The 21,706-nt window shown below is 64.0% G+C and carries 16 protein-coding genes; 11 read left to right on the top strand and 5 right to left on the bottom strand.

From position 1 onward, the window contains the following. The first annotated feature begins 120 nt into the window (after window positions 1-120). A complete protein-coding gene (locus A0257_10545; GenBank protein AMR27490.1) occupies window positions 121-405 on the top strand; it encodes a hypothetical protein in 285 nt (94 codons plus the stop codon). A 284-nt stretch (window positions 406-689) separates the two neighbouring features. Here the strand turns inward: A0257_10545 and A0257_10540 are convergent, their stop codons facing one another. Then, window positions 690-1,415: a glycosyl transferase gene (locus tag A0257_10540; protein ID AMR27489.1), complete on the bottom strand. Its 726-nt coding sequence runs from the start codon at window positions 1,413-1,415 to the stop codon at window positions 690-692. A gap of 261 nt (window positions 1,416-1,676) precedes the next feature. On the opposite strand from A0257_10540, the gene A0257_10535 reads away from it, so the two are divergent. Next, on the top strand, window positions 1,677-3,755 hold the full coding sequence (locus tag A0257_10535) for a hypothetical protein (GenBank protein ID AMR27488.1): 2,079 nt from the start codon (window positions 1,677-1,679) through the stop codon (window positions 3,753-3,755). Window positions 3,756-3,931: 176 nt separating this feature from the next. Here A0257_10535 and A0257_10530 read toward each other — a convergent pair whose 3' ends face one another. Then, window positions 3,932-5,416, bottom strand: coding sequence for a hypothetical protein (locus A0257_10530; GenBank protein ID AMR27487.1), 1,485 nt, complete (start codon window positions 5,414-5,416; stop codon window positions 3,932-3,934). Between the two features lie 195 nt (window positions 5,417-5,611). Here A0257_10530 and A0257_10525 point away from each other — a divergent pair, with 195 nt between their 5' ends. Beyond that, on the top strand, window positions 5,612-5,890 hold the full coding sequence (locus tag A0257_10525) for a hypothetical protein (protein AMR27486.1): 279 nt from the start codon (window positions 5,612-5,614) through the stop codon (window positions 5,888-5,890). Between the two features lie 18 nt (window positions 5,891-5,908). Continuing rightward, the gene (locus A0257_10520; GenBank protein ID AMR27485.1) at window positions 5,909-6,475 is read left to right on the top strand and encodes a hypothetical protein; all 567 of its coding nucleotides are present in this window, start codon (window positions 5,909-5,911) and stop codon (window positions 6,473-6,475) included. A gap of 425 nt (window positions 6,476-6,900) precedes the next feature. On the opposite strand, the gene A0257_10515 is transcribed toward A0257_10520, so the two are convergent. Continuing rightward, complete coding sequence (locus tag A0257_10515; protein AMR27484.1) at window positions 6,901-7,380, bottom strand: hypothetical protein; 480 nt, start codon at window positions 7,378-7,380, stop codon at window positions 6,901-6,903. A gap of 312 nt (window positions 7,381-7,692) precedes the next feature. Here A0257_10515 and A0257_10510 point away from each other — a divergent pair, with 312 nt between their 5' ends. From A0257_10510 to A0257_10500, 3 genes are all read left to right on the top strand, one after another. Then, entirely contained in the window at window positions 7,693-9,066 is a 1,374-nt protein-coding gene (locus tag A0257_10510) for an ethanolamine ammonia-lyase (GenBank protein ID AMR27483.1), read from the top strand. 164 nt (window positions 9,067-9,230) lie between these two features. Next, window positions 9,231-10,016 (top strand): ethanolamine ammonia-lyase, encoded by a 786-nt coding sequence (locus tag A0257_10505; protein ID AMR27482.1) that lies wholly within the window; start codon window positions 9,231-9,233, stop codon window positions 10,014-10,016. Window positions 10,017-10,371: 355 nt separating this feature from the next. After that, complete coding sequence (locus A0257_10500; protein ID AMR27481.1) at window positions 10,372-12,504, top strand: hypothetical protein; 2,133 nt, start codon at window positions 10,372-10,374, stop codon at window positions 12,502-12,504. Window positions 12,505-12,539: 35 nt separating this feature from the next. Here the strand turns inward: A0257_10500 and A0257_10495 are convergent, their stop codons facing one another. Beyond that, window positions 12,540-13,871 carry a hypothetical protein gene (locus A0257_10495; GenBank protein ID AMR27480.1) on the bottom strand — a complete coding sequence of 444 codons (1,332 nt, stop codon included), beginning with the start codon at window positions 13,869-13,871 and terminating at the stop codon, window positions 12,540-12,542. 103 nt (window positions 13,872-13,974) lie between these two features. Here A0257_10495 and A0257_10490 point away from each other — a divergent pair, with 103 nt between their 5' ends. Further along, complete coding sequence (locus A0257_10490; GenBank protein AMR27479.1) at window positions 13,975-15,414, top strand: hypothetical protein; 1,440 nt, start codon at window positions 13,975-13,977, stop codon at window positions 15,412-15,414. A gap of 93 nt (window positions 15,415-15,507) precedes the next feature. Here the strand turns inward: A0257_10490 and A0257_10485 are convergent, their stop codons facing one another. Further along, window positions 15,508-16,572: a fatty acid desaturase gene (locus A0257_10485; GenBank protein ID AMR27478.1), complete on the bottom strand. Its 1,065-nt coding sequence runs from the start codon at window positions 16,570-16,572 to the stop codon at window positions 15,508-15,510. Between the two features lie 320 nt (window positions 16,573-16,892). Here A0257_10485 and A0257_10480 point away from each other — a divergent pair, with 320 nt between their 5' ends. The 3 genes from A0257_10480 (at window position 16,893) to A0257_10470 (ending at window position 21,704) form a co-directional block, all read left to right on the top strand. Continuing rightward, the gene (locus A0257_10480) at window positions 16,893-18,134 is read left to right on the top strand and encodes a hypothetical protein (GenBank protein AMR27477.1); all 1,242 of its coding nucleotides are present in this window, start codon (window positions 16,893-16,895) and stop codon (window positions 18,132-18,134) included. Window positions 18,135-18,444: 310 nt separating this feature from the next. Then, window positions 18,445-19,719, top strand: a complete 1,275-nt coding sequence (locus A0257_10475) for a peptidase (protein AMR29717.1) — start codon at window positions 18,445-18,447, stop codon at window positions 19,717-19,719. 164 nt (window positions 19,720-19,883) lie between these two features. Further along, complete coding sequence (locus A0257_10470; protein AMR27476.1) at window positions 19,884-21,704, top strand: hypothetical protein; 1,821 nt, start codon at window positions 19,884-19,886, stop codon at window positions 21,702-21,704. Window positions 21,705-21,706 lie beyond the last annotated feature (2 nt).

The raw sequence follows: 21,706 nt of genomic DNA, 5'->3' as shown, positions 1-21,706 counted from the left end.
CCGCTGTCGCCTCGGCAGCGGCTGCTGGGTTTGCGGGGCTAGCGGGGGGTAGGGTTGGTAGCTTAGCCGCATGGCAATTCCCCTTTCGGCGGCCCGCCCGCGCAGCATTAGCTTTACGGTATGTTTGAAAGCTACGAAGCGGACTTCGGCAAAGTCAACCTCAGTTGGGCGCACAGCGTCCGCATCGAGTTAGAAGAGTTGAACGAGCTATTGGAATTATCAGCCCAGGCTTGGCTGTGTATAAGCGAAGGGGGCGAGTATGAAATCACCGGCTACACGAAGCTGCATAAGTTCGTAACGGTTACCTTCACGTTAACCGACCACACCGTAGTAGTTGAATCCGTAAACCTGCCCAGCTATGGCCGAATCCGAGAAGTCGTTATTAACCAATTCCTCGCCGCTTAGGCCCGCTGACTATACCAGCCGGGGCGAGCTGGTGGAAGAAGCAGAGCGTCGGCACGTAAGTGGCCCCCTCACGCGGGAGCAGTTCCTGGCTTTCCTACTGAAGACTGGTAAAGTGCCGCCTGGTACCGCACTAAAGCAAATATCATAGTATCCTTCTGCTGCTGCCGCCCCTGGTAGCGGCGGGCGGGTTTTAGAAGGGGGTAGGGGCAGTGCGGGGTCAGCACCCAGCGCCTACCCCCTCGCCAGTCATTGGGCCTGGGGGAGGGGGTAGGCGCTGGGGCGGGCTAGCCGTTCAGCAAGCCATATTTAAGGATGCAGTAGATGGCGCGGAAGCCGTCGCGCCAGCCGATTTTCTTGCCTTCGGCGTAGGTGCGGCCGTAGTAGCTGATGCCCACCTCATAGACCCGGATGTTGGGCACGCGCGCCATTTTGGCCGTCACTTCGGGCTCGAAGCCGAAGCGGTTTTCGACTAGGTTCAGGCCCTGAATGATGTCGCGCCGGAAGAGCTTGTAGCACGTCTCCATGTCGGTCAGGTTCAGGTCGGTGCACATGTTGGACAGGAACGTGAGGATACTATTGCCGATGCTGTGCCAAAAAAACAGGATGCGGTGCGGGTTGCCGCCCATAAAGCGCGAGCCGAACACCACATCGGCAAAGCCTCGCAACACGGGCTTTACCAGCAAGTTATATTCTTCGGGGTCATATTCGAGGTCGGCATCCTGAATGATAACGTAGTCGCCGGTAGCCTCGCGGATGCCCGTGTGCAGGGCCGCGCCCTTACCCTGGTTCACCCGGTGCTCCAGCAGGCGCAGGCCCAGGGCGGGGTAGCGGGCGGCGTAGGCCCGAATGGTGTCGGCCGAAGCATCGGTCGAGCAGTCGTTGACCAGAATAATTTCCTTCCGAATGCCATTAACCAATTCCAGCTCGCGCAGCAGGTCCAGAATCTGGTGAATGGTGCGGGCCTCATTATAGACGGGGATGATGATGGAGAGCGTGTCGAATTTTACCAAAATCGGGCAAGTGTTAGAGCGCGATAAAACTACGCATCAATTGTATAACGACTTGTGCTTCGGGAATAGCCGCTAAAACGGCTTGAACGCCGGCGGGTAAGCCTTTCAGCTGCCACGCTCGCCAGGAAAGTGGGCGGCCCGTGGCCGGACCTGGGGCGTAGCCAGGCCGTTGGGCAGCAGCGGCTACGCGGCGGGGGGCTTAACTTTCGCCACTCTGGGGCTGCAATCCGCGGCCTGCTAACCGAAAAATAATTTCCTGGTATGAAAATGTGCTTGCCCAAGCTGGCCGTCTGGCTGTTTCTCATAGGCATGCTTGGCAGCTCGGCTTCGTGTAGTCAGCAGGCACCAAGCCAGGAGGCACCAGGCACTCAAAAAATCCCGATGCGCGGGGCCAATTGGTACCAGCTCAACAACGTGGGCGACAAGGTGACGCCCGGCACGGGCTTGCAGCAGCTAACCGATGGGGTGCTGGACAAGGAGGTGTTTATGGGCTGGGGCAAGCTGCTGCCCAACTACGACTCGTACTATGATTTTAAGGGCCTGACGGATGTATATATCACCAAGATTAGGCTCTATGACGGGGAAAATTCCTTTGCCGACAAGCCGTTTAAGCTCTACGCGAAGGCTTCGGCGGCGGCGGAACCGCGGCTGCTGACGGTGTTCACCGGCGAATCGTACGGCAAGTGGGTGGATGTGACGCTCCCTACCCCCGTCAAAGCGCAGTTCCTGGTGCTGAATACCTGGTGGGGCTTCCCGACCGAGCTGGAGCTGTATGGCACCTACAAAAAAAGCCCGCCCGTGGCGCTGGCTCCCAAAAAACCGATTCAGCTGGGCAACGAGTTTGGTATCAACTCCTTCGTGTGGGAATTTCTGCAAAACGACGTGGACCCCAACATCCGCGACCAGGTGTATGAGCCCAGCATGGCTCTGATGCAGGCCTTTACGCAGTACCGCGACTACGTGGACTGGGAAAAGATAGAGCCGGAGCCAGGAAAATATTCTTTTAATCCCACCATGTCGGGGGGCTGGAACTACGATGTGCTCTACAAGCGCCTCAAGCAGGAAGGCAAGGAAGTGCTACCCTGCCTGAAAACCCTGCCCAACTGGTTTTTGGAGCGCAGCTACCCCGCCGACCAGCGCAACTCGGAAAACGTGCCGGCCGCCGCCGGTGCTGACCTGCTCAACCCGGCTTCCTACATCCTGGAGGCCAAGCTGGCTTTTCAGTTCGCGGCGCGCTACGGCCGCAACAAGGCCGTGAGCCCGGCCCTGCTGCAAGGCGTGATGACCGGTCCCATCTACCCCACGGCGCCGGAGGCGGGCACGCGCACGCGCGAAGTCGGGCTGGGCTACATCAGGTACATGGAGTGTGAGAATGAGCGCGATAAGTGGTGGAAAGGCCGCAAGGCCTACCAAACCGCCCGCGAGTACGCCGCCAACTTATCGGCTTTTTACGACGGCAATAAAAACACGATGGGGCCGGGGGTAGGCGTGAAAAACGCCGACCCAACCATGCTCGTAGTGATGGGCGGCACCGCCGCGCCCCAAACCGACTACGTGCGCGGCATCATTGACTGGTGCCGGCAGTACCGGGGCTACAAAGCCGATGGCAAGGTGGACCTGTGCTTCGACGTGATAAACTATCACTGCTACGCCAACGCCTCGGGCGCATCGCAGAGCACGGAATCAGCGCGCGGCGCGGCCCCCGAGGTATCGGCCATCGGCACCTATGCCGATGCGTTTGCGGCGCTGGGGCGCGAGTATAATAAGGAAGTCTGGGTAACGGAGGCGGGCTACGACGTGAACCAGGGCAGCCCGCTGCACGCGCCGGCCATTGGCCCCAAAACCCCCGAGCAGGTGCAGGCCGACTGGATTTTGCGCACGGCGCTCTTCTACGCCCGCCACGGCATCGACCGGCTGTTTCTGTACCAGACCAACGATTTGCGGCTCGAAAGCGGCGAGCAGTTCGCTTCCTCCGGTCTGCTCAACGGCGTGACGCACCAGCGCAAGCCCGCCGCCGACTACCTCTACCAGGTGCAGCACCTGCTGGGCAACTACGTGTATAAAGGCACCCTGAGCACCAGTCCGATAGTGGATAAGTACGAATACAAAGGGCAGCCTATGTACATGCTGGTGATGCCAACCGAGGAGGGCAAAACCGCCAGCTACTCCTTGCGGGTGGGCGCGGCGGGCCCCGACCAGGCCTACAGCGTGTACACCCCCCAAACCGGCCACGACACGATGGCCAGGCAAACCGTGCTAAGCAAAGCCGGCGCGCTGCCGCTCACGGTGACGGAAACGCCCATTTTCGTGGTGCCGGCCGTGCCGGCCCGCGCCCGATAAGGCAGCACCCTAGGGTCTATTCTCGATTAGATAAGTTAAACTTTTTACTAAGATAAGTTTAACTTATCCGATAAAAAAGCTATTTTCTGTCGGCTCATTGCTTCTCTAAGTTTCTAAATTCTCAAAAAACGGCCTATAAAGACGAGTTAGTCCTCTTATTGAGAACAGGCCCTGGGCTAGAAAGCGCCCAGGCGCGGTGGGGGCACTACTATTAGCTGCGGCTCGGTGCCTTCCAGCTGCTCATCCAGGGCCGGACCCTGAATGATGAAGGCCCAGGAGAGGTAGATGAGCATGGAGGAGGGTATCTGGTTGATTACCTCGTTGCCGTAGCTGCTGAGCAGGATGCCGCCGTAGCCGGCCGTGAGAGCCAGCAGCATTTGCCTGAGCTGAGGGTTGCGCAGCCGCCAGACGATGGCGCCGCTCATGCCCAGGATAAAGAGTACCATCCCGAACCAGAGAATAAAGCCTACGATGCCGTATTCAGCCCAGATTTTAACAAAGTAGCTGTCGGGCGCTACCGTCGAGAGGTATTTGTCCGGGTTGTATTTCTTGCCCCAGACACCGATGACTCCTACCCCCCCGCCCAGCGGATAATCGGCCAGGTAAGTGCTGAGCTTGGCCTGATTCGTGAGGCGCAGCTGGAGCGAGGGGTCGTTGGGGTCGAGGGCGGTGCGAAAGCGCACGATATCGGCATTGCCGCTGCCCAGGCTCGTGTATTTGAGAAAAACGATGGCCCCCACGGCCAGCACGATGCCCACCAGCAGGGGCCGGATTTTTTTGCTCAGCACCAGGTAGAGAAACATGCCGCCCACCAGCACGAAAAGCGCCCCCCGCGTGCCGGAAATAAGCATGCCGTAGAAGCACAGCAGCGCTGATATTCCCAAAAGTGCGCGCTTCCAGATGGCGAATGGCCCCAGCGCCAGAATGAGGCAGATGAGCCCCACGTGCGCCTGCGATGCCCCAAACTGGGCCGCCTCGCTATAGTAGGAAAAGATGCGCAGCTTGCCAAAAATGAGGTGCGTGACCGCGCCGACCGTATCGAGCCATTCCTGCTCCATAGCGTTGAGGCCGATAAACTTCTGCTTGATACCGTAGAGGGCTCCGAAGACCGAAAACCCGATGATAATCTTCAGAAACAGGCGCAGGTCCTGCATGCGGTAGAGCAGCAGGCAGCCCAGCGGCACGGCCATCGCCAGGTACAGGGCCGTGGAGCGCGTCTCATACACCCAACCCATGAGGCTGGCCCCGGCGGGGTTGGCAATTTCGAGCACCGTGAGCCCAAACCAGGCCAGGGCTAGCCAGCAAAAGGCATTATTGATGCGGCTCCAGTCGAGCCGGCCGGGCTGCTGAAAAATGACGGCTACCCACGTCAGGGCTAGTATCGCATCCATGCCCGTGCCCAGTTGAAGGCCCGTGTCGAGATTGCGACTGATGATGCCCATCACGAAACAATACACCACGTAAGTGAGGATGCCCACCCGCGGCGAGCGGAATATCAGAATCGTGAGGAAAAATAGTCCGGGTCCCACCAGCAGCATTCCCGGCACCGATGTGCCAAGCCGGCCGGCCAGCCAGCCAGCGGCCAGGGCCACGGCAATGCCGCCCGGCAGCAGCCAGGGCGAGTCCAGCAGCGTGCGAGAAAAGGGAACGGAGGATTTCATAAGCAAACGGGCAAAACAACGCGTGGTGGCTACTGCGGCACCGGGCCGCCCGCCGTCAAAGTTCCGACGCAACTTCTTAATCGCGCGTCGGGCTGGAGGCAGGGGGTAGGGGCCGCGCTGGCTGGCAGGGCGCGGCCCCGCAAGAAACAGGCCGGGAGAGGCGCATGGGCAGCAGATGGCCGCCCCCACACGGCCGTGGGCCGGCCGGCGGGCTTGGGCGAGGCTGCTATTCAGGCCCTGGTGGCGGGCGAAAAGCCGGCCGGCTTGTGGGCTGAGGAGGGGGTAGCCCACGAGTTTACCCATCAACTCTGCCGCCTCCGCACCACGCACCAGATTGATGCCGCGCTCCACAAGCAGGCGCTGGCCACCTTCGGCGAAAAAGGCGTGGTGGACATGATTTACCTGGCCGGGCAGTACATGATTATCAGTGGGTTGCTCCATACGTTTGCCATGCCCGCGCCGGAGGCCGGCTAAGTTGCGTATAATCAGGCTATGATTCCGCTGATTACTCACACGCCCCGCTTGCTTATTCTGGCCGCCAGCCGGGCGCTGCTCACCGCTGAGCTGCACAAGCCGCAGTATTTTCCGACCTTGCTGGGTGCCTCCCTGCCCGCCGACTGGCCGCCCGGCGACTACGACCGCGAGGCAATGGAATATTTTCTGGAAAAGCTCACGGCCGGCGGCCGCGACGCGGCGGGCTGGTATAACTGGTATGCCCTGCGCAAGGCTGAAGGCGACGTGCCCCGCACGCTGGTGGGCTCGGGCGGCTTCACGGGCCCGCCCGACGAGGCGGGGCTGGTCGAAATCGGCTATAGCATCGCGGCCGACTGGCGCGGCCAGGGCCTAGGCACCGAGCTGGTGGCCGGGCTGGTGCAGCAGGCCGCCGCCACCGGTGCGGTGCGCCGGGTGATGGCCCACGCGCCGCCCGAAAACCTGATTTCGCAGCGCGTGCTGCTGGCCAACGGCTTCGTCTCTAGCGGTACCGACCTAGACGGCCGCCTGCGCTTCGAACGCGCCGTGGAGCCTACCCCCGACTCGGCGCTGCAAGCGCCCGCGTAAGCATCTCACCCAAAAAATGAACACGAAAAAGCCCGGCTACCAGTGGTAGTCGGGCTCTTGGTTGCCGGGGCAGCCAGTTATTTCTTCTGGGTTTTCACGCTTTTGCCCGAGGGCTTGTCTTTGATAGTGGTCTGGTTCTTGTCTTCCTTCTTCTTGGTTTCGGGGTCGGTGTGGCTGGGGGTTTTGACGGTAGTAGCCATGAGAATGGGGGTTGGGAAAAGGATTGTTGGGCGTTGTACGTAAAGAGCGGGGGTAGGGCAATTCGCTGACCTGAAAATGCTGCCCATGCGCTTTGAAACTGGCTTATACTCCTTGCGAAGTAGGTGCGGGGCTTGTCCCCGCCCGTCGTTGCCCGATGCGCGCCGGGATTGTTCAACGACGGGCGGGGACAAGCCCCGCACCCTACTCCTTAGCAGCTTATCAGGCTAGGAGTTCTCCATAATCTGGATGGCCAGCTGGGTGTGCTGCTCGTCGGCTTGCTTGGCCTCGTTCACGCAGGTTTCCATGTCCTGGGCGGCCTGGCTAAAGCCGGCCCGCTTGGCGTAGGCATGCATGATGCCAAAGGAGGCAATCCAATAGTGCAGCGCCAGCTGGCCGGCGGCGATGATGCCGAGGTCGCGGGCGTAGTCGCTCTTGGCTTTATTGCGAATGCGCTTGCTGACTTCGAAGTGAGCCTCCATCACGGGGTTGTCGTGCTCGTCGGCCCCGCCGGCTTCCTTCAGCGCCCGGTCAATGCGCGCTGCCCACTGCTTGGAGGTTTCGTTGCCCTGCTTGAGGGCCGCTTTGAGCTGCTCGTGGGTCGCGTCGCCCTCGATATCGTCGGTAGCCTCGGCCGCCACTTTGCTGCCGGATTTCATCGCGGCCAGGCCCTGCTGCACCAGGGGTTTCAATTGTTCGTCTGCCATTGTGGTAAAGGAAATGAAAGGAATGAGTGTGTGCCGGGTAGTACGAAGTGGAGAGAGCCGGGTTCACGCCGAGCCGCCGCTTTTCGCGCCGCTGGCCAGCCAATGAGAAGCCGCGTCGCCGGTAAGGTGAACGGTAATTAGGGCTTAATCAACAGTAAAATAATGCCAAGTGCTGAAGGCTGCCGCCAATGCGGGGGGTAGGAGTTTTTTTGAGCTGGGCCGACTTTTCAATTGCCACCAGCTGGCTCCGCGTGGCCCGCTTTGCCCCGGCCCGGCGGTATCTTGCTCCCTGGCCCGACCTTCCCCGCGCTTATGCCCTACCGCCACACCATCGGCATCCGCGCCTACGTCTTTGCCGACCTGAAAACGCTACTGGCGCGCGCTACCCCCCCGCGCGCCGGCGACGAGCTGGCCGGCGTGGCCGCCACCACCTACGAGGAGCGCGTGGCCGCGCAGTATGCCCTGGCCGACGTGCCGCTGCGCACTTTTTTGCACGAGGCGTTGGTGCCCTACGAGCACGACGAGGTGACGCGCCTTATCATCGACACCCACGACGCGGCGGCGTTCGCGCCCATCGGCCACTTCACGGTGGGCGAGCTGCGCGACTGGCTGGTGTCGGACGCGGCCGATGCGGCTACGCTGGCGGCGCTGGCCCCCGGCCTCACGCCCGAAATGGTGGCGGCCGTGAGCAAGCTGCTGCGCAACCAGGAGCTGATTGCCGTGGCCCGACGCGTGGAGGTCGTCACGCGGTTTCGCAACACGCTGGGGCTGCGCGGGCACCTGGCCACGCGCCTCCAGCCCAACCACCCCACCGACGACCCGCGCGGCATCGCGGCCAGCCTCGTCGATGGCCTGCTCTATGGCAGCGGCGACGCGGTTATCGGCATCAACCCCGCCACCGACAACCCCCGGCAGGTGGGCGAGCTGCTGCGGATGCTCGACGGCGTGCGCCAGCAGTACGAGATTCCGACCCAAACCTGCGTGCTCTGCCACGTCACGACTACGCTCGAATTGATAAAGCAAGGCGCGCCGGTGGACCTTGCGTTTCAATCCATTGCCGGCACCGAGGCGGCCAACCGGAGCTTCGGCATCAGCCTGAGCCTGTTGCGGGAAGCCCACGCGGCCACGCTGGCGCTGGGCCGCGGCACGCTGGGCGACAACGTGCTATACTTCGAAACTGGCCAGGGCAGCGCGCTTTCGGCCAATGCCCACCACGGCCTCGACCAGCAAACCTGCGAGGCGCGGGCCTACGCCGTGGCTCGGCACTTCCGGCCGCTGCTCGTTAATTCGGTGGTCGGCTTCATCGGCCCCGAATATCTCTACGACGGCAAGCAAATCATTCGGGCCGCGCTGGAGGACCACTTTTGCGCTAAGCTGCTGGGCCTGCCGATGGGCGTGGACGTGTGCTACACCAACCACGCCGAGGCCGACCAGGACGACATGGACACCCTGCTCACGCTGCTGGGCGTGGCGGGCTGCAACTTCATCATGGGCGTGCCGGGGGCCGATGATATTATGCTCGGCTACCAGTCCACTTCCTTCCACGATGCCTTGTATCTGCGCCAGGCGCTGGGCCTGCGCCCCGCGCCCGAATTTGCCGCCTGGCTGGTGCGGCAGGGCATTTTTGACGAGCGCGGGCGGCAGCTGCCAGCCAGCGCTGCCCGGTTGGAATGGAAGCTAGGGTAGTGTGGTAATCGTTCGTCATTGCGAACGCAGCGCGGCAATCGCACCAGCACGACATCCACGCTAGTCGTTCGTCCATCGTTCGGGTACGATTGCCGCGTTGCGCTCGCAATGACGAACGGCTTTTGCGTAAATTCTAAAATAATTAATCATTAGTCATTATCCTCATGCCCGCCCTCCCTACCCCCTCCTCGGAGCCCGACCCCTGGGCGGGCCTGCGCGCCTTCACGGCGGCCCGCATCGGGCTGGGCCGCGTGGGCACCAGCGTGCCGCTGCGCGAGGCGCTGGCGTTTCGGCTGGCTCACGCGCATGCCCGCGACGCGGTGTATTCGGAGCTGGATAAAAACCAGTTGATGAAGGAGTTGGAGGAGCTGGGCCTGCCGGTGCTGGCCGTGCATAGCCAGGCCGCCACCCGCCCCGACTACCTGCGGCGGCCCGACCAGGGCCGGCAGCTCGATAAAGCCAGCCGCGCCCACCTGGCCGGCGCGGCCGCCGGCGAATGGGAGGTAGTGGTGGTGCTGGCCGACGGCCTCTCGGCCACCGCCACCAACACGCACGCCCTACCCCTGCTACGCCAGCTGGTGCCCGCGCTGCAAGGAGCCGGCTTCCGGCTGGGGCCGCTGGTGCTGGCCGGGCAGGCGCGCGTGGCGCTCGGCGACGAGGTGGGCCACCTCCTGCGCGCCCGGCTGGTGCTGGTGCTAATTGGCGAGCGGCCCGGCCTGAGCGCGCCCGACAGCCTGGGCGCGTATTTCACCCACGGCCCCCGGCTCGGCCTCACCGACGAGGCCCGCAACTGCGTGTCCAACATCCGGCCCGCCGGCCTGGGCTACGAGGCGGCGGCCGACAAGCTCTTTTACCTACTGAGTGCGGCGTTGCGGCGGCAGCTTTCGGGGGTAGGGCTGAAGGACGAGTCGGGCTTGCCGGCCAAAGGAGGGGGTAGGGAGCTGGCGTAGCCAGGTGTGGAGCTGCGTCGCTGCCACAAGCTCGCAGGCTGATTTTTATGGAATGTTAGGACTTACGCAAAAGCCGTTTGTCATTGCCAGCATGTTGCGCATCAAGCAAGGTCGCGGCAATCGCACCAGAACGAAATCGTTCGGGCATCGTTCGAGTGCGATTGCCGCGACCTTGCTTGATGCGCAACATGCTCGCAATGACAACCGTCTTTTGCGTAAGTACTAGGAGTGTAATAGATTGGTTTTCAGCGGCCGAAATCTTTTTTTAGCTGTTGGTTTGGCGTAAATTCTGGCTTCGTCGTAACGGGTTTACGCAGCACCAACTATGCCTTTACCCTCTTCGCCGCCCCTCGATATGCCGCCTGCTACCGCCCGCCGGGGCCGGCCGTGGTGGCCCTGGGTGGCGGGGGTAGGGCTGCTGCTGGCGGTGATACTAAACGTGGCCCTGGCGCGGCTCGACCCCTGGCTGCGCCGCGAATTGGAGCAGCAGGTGAGCCGCCAAAGTCACGGCGCGTACCAGTTGCGCCTGGGGTCGCTGCGCACGCACCTGTGGAGCCGCAGCCTGGAAATGGAGCAGCTCTACCTGCTGCCCAACCCGCACCGGCGCGGCGCGTGGCCGGCCGCGCTGCCCCGGCTCAGCTTCACGCTGGGCGCGGCGCGGCTCAGCGGCGTGGGCGTGCTGGCCGCGCTGCGCGGTGGCGTGGTGCCCGTAGATAGCTTGGTGCTGAGAGAGTTAAGCGTAAATGTGCCGGCGGGCCTACCCCCGCATTTCTTCGCGAAGGGCCCGGCGCTCTACCAGCGGCTGCCCCGGCGCATCGCGGGCCTGCGACTGGGGCTGCTGGCCCTGCGCCAGGGGCGCGGCCGCTATGCCGCCGGCCCCGACACGCTGGCCGACGTGGCCCGCGCCGACCTGGCCGCCCACGACGTGCTGCTGAGCGCCGCCGGCGCGGCCGACACCCAGCGCACCGCCTACGCCGCCAGCCTGGCGGCCCGGCTGCGCGGCGCGGCCCTGCGCCTGCCCGGTGGGGTAGGGAAGCTGGCCGGGCTACAATTCGATACCAATAAGCTGGTTATCGACTCGCTGCGGCTGCTCGGCAGCGGCGCGGTGCCTACCTGCTTGTGGCTGCCGCAGCTGCGCCTCACGGGCTGGCGCGCGGCGGCCGTGCAGCACGAGCGACGCTTCCGGGCCGACTCCCTGACGCTGGAGCGGCCGCTGGTGCAGGGGCCGCTGCCCAGCGCGCCAGCCCAGCCCCTGCACGAGCTGCTGATGCCCTACCTGCGCCGCGCTGACCTGGCCAGCCTGCGCGTACGGGCCGGCGAAATCAGCACCACGAGCGGTGAGCCGGCGCCTACCGTGCGCGCTATTAATCTGCAAGCCAGCGCTATACGGATTGACGCCGCCGCGGCCCGCGACCCGCACCGCGTGGCTTACGCCCGCGCCTGGCGGGCCAGCACCGGGCGCATCACGGCCCGGTACGACGGCCCGTTTTTCCGGCTGGCGGCGGCGGGGCTGCGCCTCGATACCCGGCGGCAAACGCTGGCCTTGCTGGGCCTGGCCATTCAGCCCAACTTTTCGGCTGCCGAGCAGGACCGGCGCAAGGGTGAGCAGTCGGTGCACCTGGTGCTGCGGCTGCCGGCGTTGCGGCTGGCGGGGCTCGATTTTGGCCGGCTGGCCCGGCAGCGCGAGCTGGTGGCGCGCACCCTCACCGCCGAGCGGCCCTGGGTGGAGATTGCCAGCGACGGCCGCGCGCCGCTGCCCCGGCAGCCGTCCATCTTTACGCCGCTGGCCGTGCGGCGCTTACCCCTGCTGGTGAGCGTGGGCGAGGTGCGGGTAAATTCGGCCAATGTGAGCCTGCCCTACCGCAGTCCGCGCAGCCCGCTAGTCGGCCAGATTACCCTTAATAACCTGAGCGGCACGCTGCGCAACCTCAGCAACGACCCGCGCCGGATGACGGCCGCCTACCCCCTCACTGGCGAGGCCACCGCCCTGCTGCAAAACCGCTGCCGCCTGGCCTTGCGGCTGCGCATTCCGCTGCTCGACCCGCTGGGCCGGCACCAGGTCACGGGCACCTTCGGGGCCGCGCCGTTTGCCATTCTCAACCCCATGATTGGCCCCACGCGGCTGTTTGAGTTCAGCGGCGGCCAGCTGCATTCCATGCGCTTCGACCTGCACGCCGACCAGCAGCGGGCCACCGGCACCATGTGGGCCGAGTACTCAGATTTGCATCTGCAAGTACTAAAAAGCAAAGGTGATAAGCTGAGAAAGAACCTGTTGACCAAAATTGAATCGGGCCTGACCAACACCCTGTTTATTCGCAACAACAACCCGCGCGCCAACGGCCGGCTGGCCTCCGGCAGCCTGCGTACCAACCGCGACCTGCACGCCGCCGTGTTTGTGCTGTGGCGGCAGGCGCTGGTGAGTGGCCTGCTCAACAGCGCCGGCCTGCCCCAGCCCCTGGCCCAAAAGCTCAGCGAAGGCAAAAACTAGCCCGCCCGCAGCGCGAAGCTGCCGCGTTGGCGCTGCTACTCACGGCCCAGCAGCCCTCCAACCTCCGTGGCGCGCACGCGCACCTGGCTGCGCTCGTAGTCGGTGTTGAGGGTGCGGTCGGCGGCCTCGCGGATGTAATCGACTTGCAGCCTCAGGGTGAGGTGGCGGTCGGGCTCGCGGGTGCGCGCGGCCGCCGTGCCAATGGCCGTCAGCAGGCGCAGATACACGGCCACGTTGGCCTCGCCCGACACCCGAATCTGGTCGAGGGCCGTGCTTACGTAGGAAGAAAAAGAGGGCTGAAGGACTACCACCCGCACTTGGCCCTCGTCGTCGGTGCGCAGGGGGGTAGCAAACGGACTGGCCGCCAGCTGGGCCAGCAGCGTGCCCAGGTAGTCGATGCAAATGACCGACGTGGTGGTGTCATTGATGCCCGGCGAGAGCGCTTTGAGGGCGATGTCCACAATCTGGCGCAGCCCAAAACCCACGTCCTGCTCCAGCGAGCGCTGGCTGCCCAGGCTGAAATGCCCGTTCAGGTCCTTAATCAGCCCATCGGTGAGAGCTAGGGAGCGGCCTTCGTAGCGCGCCACCGACACCAGGGCCGCGCCGCGCGCCACGAAGCTGCCCACGCTGTGTTCCATGCGCACCACGCCCTGGAGGTCGCCGGCCAGGTCCAGCAGGCCATCGCTGTCGATGCTTTGCACGTAGCCGTTTTTGCGCGCTGGCACGGGCACCCAGGTCAGGTCGTTGGCCTGCACGAAGAGGTGCGTGCGCTCGTCGGGCAAGGCGGCATCGCCCAGGTTTTTAGGAAAAAGCCGTGCGATGGCCGCCTCCGTTTCCTGCGTGGCGTTGCGCACGATGTTGGCCGCCTGAATCGACGAGGCCATGTGGTGAATAAAAAGCACCAGCACCCCAATGCTCACCAGCGCCAGCACCAGGCCGCCCGTCACGGCCAGCGACGGAATAAAATTTCCCTCGTTGCTGCCCCGAATCGTGCGCAGCACAAACAGGCAATACACGAAAATGCTGACGAAGAACCCCAGCACCACCTGGTTGATGCGGCTGCTCATAAAGTTGCGCAGCACCCGCGACGTGTACTGGCTCGATACCTGGGCCAACGTGCTCAGTGTGAGCGAGAAAATAAGGGCCGCCACCGTCATCATGGAGCCCGCGATGGCCGTGAGCACGCCGCGCGCGCCATCGGCCCCCGCGCCAACCAGCAGGGGGTAGTCGCTCACCCATTTGTCCCCGATGCGCAGGTCGAGGATAACGAGGCCGTAGGCCAGCAACAGCGCCACTATTACCATCAGCGTGGGCACGAACCAGAGGCTGGCATTGAGGTCGCGCCAGAGCATGCGGAGTTTATTCATGCCCTGCCTTACTGCTGTGCTTGGCCGGGGGTTGTATTGTGGGGGGGTAGGGCGAGCGGCCCCACCTACCTTTAGGCACCATCTGACTTCTTCCCTTTTCGATATGAAATTTTCGCGCCTTTTGCTGGGCCTGCCCGTGGCCGCGCTGCTGCTGGGCTTTGGCCACCGCCCTACCCCCCGGCTGACCTACGACCTGGTTATCAGGCACGTGAGCGTGGTGGACGTGGCCGCCGGCCGCCTGCTGCCCAACCAGGTGGTGGCTGTGGCGGATGGTAAAATCGTGCGCGTCGGCCCCGAAAGCCAGGCGCGCTACCAGGCCCGCCAAACGCTGGACGGCACCGGCCGCTTCCTCCTGCCCGGCCTCTGGGATATGCACGTGCATTTCCGGGGCGGCGACAGCCTGGCGGCGGCTAATAAGAAGAGCCTCACGCTGTACTTGGCCCACGGCATTACCACGGTGCGCGAATGCGGCGGCGACCTCACGCCCACCATTTTTAAGTGGCGTAAGGAAGAAGCGGCTGGCACGCTGGCTGGCCCGCGCATCTTCACCTCGGGCCCCAAAATCGACGGCCCCGGCGCCACCTGGCCCGGCTCGCTCGAAGTGGTGACGCCCGCCGATGTAAGCCGCGCCCTCGACTCGCTGCAAAAGATGAAGGTAGATTTTGTGAAGATTTACGACAGCAAAATCTCGGGCGAGGCCTACCTCGAAACTATCAGCCAGGCCGAAAAGCGGGGTATGAAAACCACCGGCCACATGCCGTATTCGGTGACGCTGGGCGAGGCCATAAACCGCGGCCTCGACGGCACCGAGCATTTGTACTACGTCTTCAAAGCCTGCTCCGGCAAGGAGGACAGCCTCACGGCGCTGGTGCGCAACAGCCTCACTACCAGCAAGCCGCTGGGCCTGTTTGCGATGCTGCCCGCCGTGTACGATACGTATAGTCCGGCCGCCGCGCAGCGCATTTTTCAGCTCATGGCCAGCCACCACACGGTGGCGGTGCCCACGCTGGCCATCGGCAAAACGCTGGCCGAATTAACCCCCACCAACCACGCCCACGATACGCTGCTGGCCTACATCGACCCTAAAATCCAGCGCACCTATACCAAGCGCCTGACGAGCGCCCGCACGCAAACCCCCGCCGCCCGCGCCTTCTCCGAAAAGCTCGAAACCAAGTTTATGAGCCTGGTGCCGCTGATGCAGGCGGCCGGCGTCACGGTGCTGGCCGGCTCCGACAGCGGGGCGTTCAACTCCTTCACCTACCCCGGCGCGTCGCTGCAAGACGAGCTGGCGCTGCTGGTGCAGGCCGGCCTCACGCCCGCCCAGGCCCTGCGCGCCGCCACCCTCAGCGGGGCCACGTTTATGGGCGTGGCCGACCGCAGCGGCAGCATCGCCGTGGGCAAAGACGCCGACCTGGTGCTGCTGAGCGCCAACCCATTAGCCGATATTTACAACACCCGAAAAATCGTGGACGTAGTATCGCGCGGCAAGGTCTATTCGCACGCCGAGCTGGGTAAGATGCTGGCCGCGATTAAGAACGAGTAGGGTGCGGGGCTTGCCCCCGCCCGTCGTTGAACGATTATTCAGAATTAGTCTGACGATTGCCGTTCAATGACGGGCGGGGGCAAGCCCCGCACCCTACGCCCGGCCCATCTGGCGCAAAAAGGCTACGTGCGAGGCCACGGCCGAGCGCATCTTGGGGTATTCCTGGTAGGGTAGGCCAAACTCGGCGCACGTTTCCCGAATGATTTTGCTCAGCTTGGGGTAATGCACGTGCGAGATTTTAGGAAATAAATGGTGCTCGACCTGAAAATTAAGCCCACCTACCAGCCAGCTAATCAGGCGGTTGTCGGTGGCAAAATTGGCGGTGGTGCGCAATTGGTGAATGGCCCACTCGTCCTCCAGCTTGCGGGTGGTGGCGTGCGGCACCGGGAAAGCCGTTTGCTCCACGGTGTGCGCCAATTGGAACACGATGCTGAGCACAAAGCCCGCCACCGCGCCCGTGAGTAGGAAGCCCGCCAGCCAGCCGGCCCAGCCCACCGTGTAGATGGGCAGCGCCACGTATAGCCCCAGGTTCAGCATCTTAAAGCCCCAGAAAATGAGGTGGTCGTTGGTGCTCATCGGCTTGAGGGCCACGCTACCAATCTTGCGGCTGAAGTACTTCTGGTAATCCGTAAACAGCACCCAGGAGATGAAGAGCAGGCAGTAGAAAAAGCCAAAATACAGGTGCTGAAAGCGGTGGGCGCGGTGGCGCGGCTGGTCAGGCGTGAGGCGCATCCAGGGCCGAATGTCGAGGTCGTCATCCACGCCGTCGATGTTGGTGTACATGTGATGCACGGTGTTGTGCTTGGCATCCCACATGTAGCTGCTGCCCCCCAACACGTTGAGGGTGAAGGCCGCCGACTTGTTCAGCCAGCCGTAGCGGCTAAAGCTGCCGTGCGCGCCGTCGTGCATCACGTTGAAGCCGATGAGGGCCAGCACGGTGCCCATGAGCACGCATTCGGCCAGCGCCCAGGGACGCGGGGGCGTGAAAAAAACCAGGTGCACATACAGCGCCAGCAGGCTGCCCAGCAGCAGCAGCGCCTTGCCCAGCAGCGCGCCGTTGCCGGTCTGAGCCTTGCCCGTAGTGGTAAAATAGTCGGCCGTGCGGCGCTTGAGTTCGGCGTGGAACGAGCGCGGGGGCGCAAATCTTGGCAGGAGCATAAAGGGGAAGAAATCCAGCTGGTTAGCCGCCGCGAAGCGGGCCGCCGGAACGGGGCCGCACTGCCCGGCGGGCAGCTACAGCAAGCTTCTGCACACTGCACAAGCCAAACGCGGGGGGTAGGAACTTGCTTTGCACCAGCTCCTACCCCCCCGCAAAAGTACAACCCCGGCCAAGGCGGATAAGTGCAGCTTCCGGGCATCTGGCGGGGCGGGCAGCCGGCCGCCGTGGCGGGGCGGGCAGCCACCGGCCCGCCGCCGCCGTAAAAGGCGCAGGTTTTCCTTTTAACCCTTTTCCCTCTGCCATGTATCGCTTTCTTTTAATGGCCCTGCTGTTTGTCGGGGTTAGCGTGGGCCGGCCGGTGTTGGCCCAGTCGAACAGCGCGTTGCCCGCCCGCCCGGTGCCCTTCACCTTCGTCACTGACCAGGGCAGCCTGCTGAGCGCCGGCGACGCCAAAAAACTCGACGGCGGCCTGCGCGCCTACGCCGAAAAAACCGGCACCCAGGTGGTCGTCGTGACGGTGCCCAGCCTGGGCGGCCGCTCGGCCGCCGACTACGCCCGCGCCCTGGGCACCGCCTGGGGGGTAGGGCAGCGCGATAAGAACAACGGCGTGGTGGTGCTGCTCAGCGCCCAGGACCACAAGGTGTCCATTCAGCCCGGCGCGGGCCTGGCCAGCGTGATTACGCCCGCCGTAACCAGCCGCGTAATCGGCGAAATGACGCCCGAGTTCAAGCAGGGCAACTACTTTGCCGGCCTGCGCACCGGCCTCAACCGCCTGATGGTGACGGCCAACCCTGGCTCGGCACCGGGCAAGGAAACGACTGGCGCGACCTCGGCGGCGGCGGCCGTGACGGCCCCCAACGCTACCCCCCGCGCCCTGGCCGACGACCAGGCCGCCTCTACCCTCACCGAGCCGGCCGGGGCCATGCAGTCCGAAACCGCGCCGACACCCGCCTCGCCGGGCATTGGCATGGGCGCGCTGCTCATCGGGGCGCTGGTTATTGGCGGCATTCTGTTTTTTATTATTCGGATGTTTAGGAGCAAAAGCCCGGCTTCGAACAACGGTGGCACGCCTAACTTCTACCCCAACTCCAACGCGAACGCCCAGCCCAATCAGCCTAACTTCTACCCCAACCAAAATGGCCCGACGCCCGGCAACAACCCCAACCAGGGCGGCAACAACAGCGGCGGCAGCGGCATGGGCGGCATCCTGGCCACGGGCGCGGCGGCGGCGGCCGGCGCTTTTCTTGGCAACCGGCTGGGCGGCAGCCACGACTCGGGCAGCAGCGCCCCGCAGCAGTTTGGCAACAACACTAACAACAGCGGTGGCCTGGGCACCGGCGCGGCAGCGGCCGGCACAGGCGCGGCCGGCGACTACTTCGCGGGCCGCGGCGGCAACGTCAGCAGCAGCAACGATAATGCTCCCGACTACTTCTCGGGCAACGAGTCGAGCAATTCGGGCGACTATTTTTCCTCCGATAATTCGTCGTACGATGACACTTCATCGGGCGACACGGGCGGCGGCGGCTTCGACAGCACCGACGACAACAGCGGCTCGTGGTAAATATCCCCGCGCGTAGCAATTAGGGCGGTGTATGGGACGGGCTGCCAGCTTTTTTGCCGGCTGTCCGCTCTTTGCCAGAACGAGCGGCGCGCACGACGAGCGGACAGTCGGCGAAAAGCCGACAGCCCGCACCAGCCAAGCTTTATATAGACTTGGTAACCGCTCTAATAACAGTCAGAAAACAGCCGCCCGGTTTCGGGCGGCTGTTTTTGCGTAGCGCAACTGGTGGGCGAAATGGGTAAACTACCTGAAAAACTGGTAGCTTGCGGCGCGCGGCCCGGTGGCCGGCTTCACCTCTGCCTTTTTTGCGATGCGACACAAGCTACTACTCGTACTGGTCTTGCTCCTCAGCACGTTGGCCGCGCCGGCCGCCCAGCCTGCGCCGGCCGGCGCGGCCCCTACCCCCGTCGCGGCCTTCAATGTGGAGGTTGCCACCCGGCACTACCTCGACATGCTCACCCCGGCCCAAAAAGCTAAGTCCGATGCCTACTTTGAGGGCGGCTACTGGCTGCAACTCTGGGACGTGGTGTACGCGCTGGCCGTGGCGGGCGTGTTTCTGGGCCTGGGGCTGTCGCGCCGGCTGCGGGCCCTAGCCGAGCGCCTGCCCCGGCGCTGGCTGCGCACCCTGGCCTACGCCGCGCTCTACCTGCTGGCGTCGTTCGTGCTCACCCTGCCGCTCACGATTTACGAAGGCTTCGTGCGCGAGCACCAATACGGGCTTTCTAACCTGACTTTCGGGGCCTGGGCGGGCGAAACGCTCACGAGCCTGGCGCTGTCGGTGGTGTTTGGCAGCCTCGTTATTCTGGCGCTGTACGCGGCCATTCGGCGCGCCGGGGCCAGCTGGTGGGCCTGGGGCACGGCCCTGATGGGCGTGTTTCTGGTAATCAGCGTGGCTTTGGGGCCGGTGTTCATTGCCCCATTATTCAATAAATACACCGCCCTACCCCCCGGCCCGGTGCGCGACGGCATCCTGCGCATGGCCCGCGCCAACGGCGTGCCGGCCGACAACGTGTATTATTTCGACGCCTCCAAGCAGAGCAAGCGCATCAGCGCCAACGTGAGCGGCCTGGGCAGCACCATCCGCGTGTCCTTAAACGATAACCTGCTGAACCGCAGCACGCCGGCCGAAATTCAGGCTGTGATGGGCCACGAGCTGGGCCACTACGTGCTCAACCACATCGTGAAAATGCTGGTCTTCTTTATCGGGCTGCTGGGCATCGGATTCAAGCTTGTGGACTGGGCCTTCCGGCGGCTGGTGGCGCGCTACGGGCCGCGGTGGGGCATCGCGGGGCTGGCCGACGTGGGCGGCCTACCCCTGCTGGTGGCGCTGTTCTCGGTGGTCGGCCTGCTGGCCACGCCCTTCACCAACACCATCATTCGCACCAATGAGCAGGAGGCCGACATGTTTGGCCTGAACGCCGCGCGCCAGCCCGACGGCTTCGCCACCATCGCCATCAAGCTCTCCGAATACCGCAAGCTGGAGCCTACCCCCCTCGAAGAATTCATCTTCTTTGACCATCCCAGTGGGCGCACGCGGGTGCGGTCGGCCATGCGCTGGAAGGCCGAGAACCTGGGAGGCCACTAGCCGGCCCCCGCGCCGGAATCTGGCAGAAGAACAGCACAGCCGCCCGGTTTCGGGCGGCTGTGCTGGTATAAAGGGGGGTAGGGAAAACGAAAAACAGCACGGCACGAAAATTGAAAAAATTCATTTTGATTATCACTACTTAGATTGATTCAAGTGCTTGGACTATGATTAATTTTACAATTGATAAAAAAAGTACAAAATTATTTTTGCTGATTACATTGCTGCTGTCCGCGGGCCTGGCCAGGGCGCAGGCGCTGTGGTCGCGCCAGAGCGGCGGGCCGGGTGGCGGCGCAACGGCCCTGGCGCTCGACGCGGCCAGCAACGCCTACGTGGTCGGTTTTTTTCGGGGCGCTGCCAGCTTTGGCAACGTTTCCCTTACCAGCGTCGGAAACCGCAACAGCTTCTTGGCCAAATACGACGCGCGCGGAACGGTGCAGTGGGTTCGGCAAACCGGCGGCAACCTGGAGTATGCGGAAGTGGCCACCGATGCGGCTGGCAATGCCTACGCCGTAGGCACGCTCAGCGGCAGCGACCTGCTGAACGGCCAGCTAATCAACAGCTTAGGCACTACCGACCTGCTGCTGGTGAAGTACGACCCGCAAGGCCAGGTGCTGTGGAGCCGCCAAGGGGGCAGCCAGCCGGGCGGCAGCCTCACGGGCGCGGCCGTAGTGCTCGACGGCGCGGGCAACGCGTACGTGGTGGGCACGCTGAGTGGCGCGGTGAGCTGGGGCGGCGGCGCGCTCACGAGCGAATCGGGACAAAATATGTACGTGGCCAGCTTCAGTCCGCAAGGGGTGCCGCGCTGGGCGCAGCAGACCGGCGGCAAAGACAGCCGCAGCCGCGGCTACGATGTGGCCCTGGATGCCGCCGGCAACGTGTACCTGAGCGGCAGCTTCAGCGGCTCGGCGGTGGTGGGCACCAGTATGCTTAGCAATCCTGGCCCGGTGGGCTTTATGCTGGCCAAATGCGATGCTGCGGGCCAGTTTACGTGGGGCGTGGCCTACGCCGGGGGCAATTCGAGCAGCTACCCCAGGCTGGCCGTTGATGCGCAGGGCAACAGCTACTTAACCGGCTCAACCGAGGGCGTCGTGGTTGGCACGCTCAAGCTGACCTCGGCGGGCGGGCAGGATGGCTACGTGGTAAAGCACGACCGCGACGGGAACGTGCAGTGGCTGCGGCAAGTGGCCGGCACCGACACCGACTACGGCACCAATGTGACGCTGGACGCGGAGGGCAACGTGTACACGACCGGCATTTTTGCCTCAAACCCCACCCGCTGGGAAACCACCACGCTGGCCCACGTGGGCGGTAAAAACGCCTTCATTATCAAGTATAACGCGCAGGGGCAGGTGCTGGCCGCCCAGCGCGAGGGCGCTTGCGGGGGCACGTACAGCGCCGGTATCGCCATAAACGCGCAGCACGAAATCTACATCACTGGCTCGTTTTCGGGCGTGGCCAGCTTTGTGTCCACCGTGTTCGACTCAGCGGCGGGCGGGGCTTTTCTGGCTAACGTGGGAGACTTGGCCGTGCCTTCTACTCCCGATGGGTTCTCCTGTTCGTCGGTGGCACCGCCGCCCGCGCCTACTCCTGCGCCAACGCCCGCGCCTACCCCCCCGCCCGTGCCTGTTCCAACTCCAACTCCCGCGCCGACACCGACTCCTACCCCCCCGCCGGCACCCACTCCCGCGCCCACGCCAACTCTCGCGCCGGCCCCTACCCCCGCGCCCAGCCCCGAAACCGAAATATCGGTGCCCAACATCCTGACGCCCAACGGCGATGGCCTCAACGACCGCCTGCTTATCAGCGGGCTAACCGACAACCAATGGGCGCTCACGGTCTATTCGCGCTGGGGCCGCGAAGTATTCGCTACCAATAGCTACCGGCAAGACTGGGGCGCGGCGGGCCTGGCCGCCGGCCTGTATTACTACCACTTGCGGCATCCTTCGGGCCGCGTGTACACGGGCTGGGTCGAAGTAGTGCGCTGAAA

Origin of the sequence: Hymenobacter psoromatis, assembly GCA_001596155.1 — a bacterium.
Taxonomy (GTDB): Bacteria; Bacteroidota; Bacteroidia; order Cytophagales; family Hymenobacteraceae; genus Hymenobacter.
Note: the sequence above shows the minus strand (reverse complement) of the source record. Positions and strands in the feature narration are given on the sequence as shown.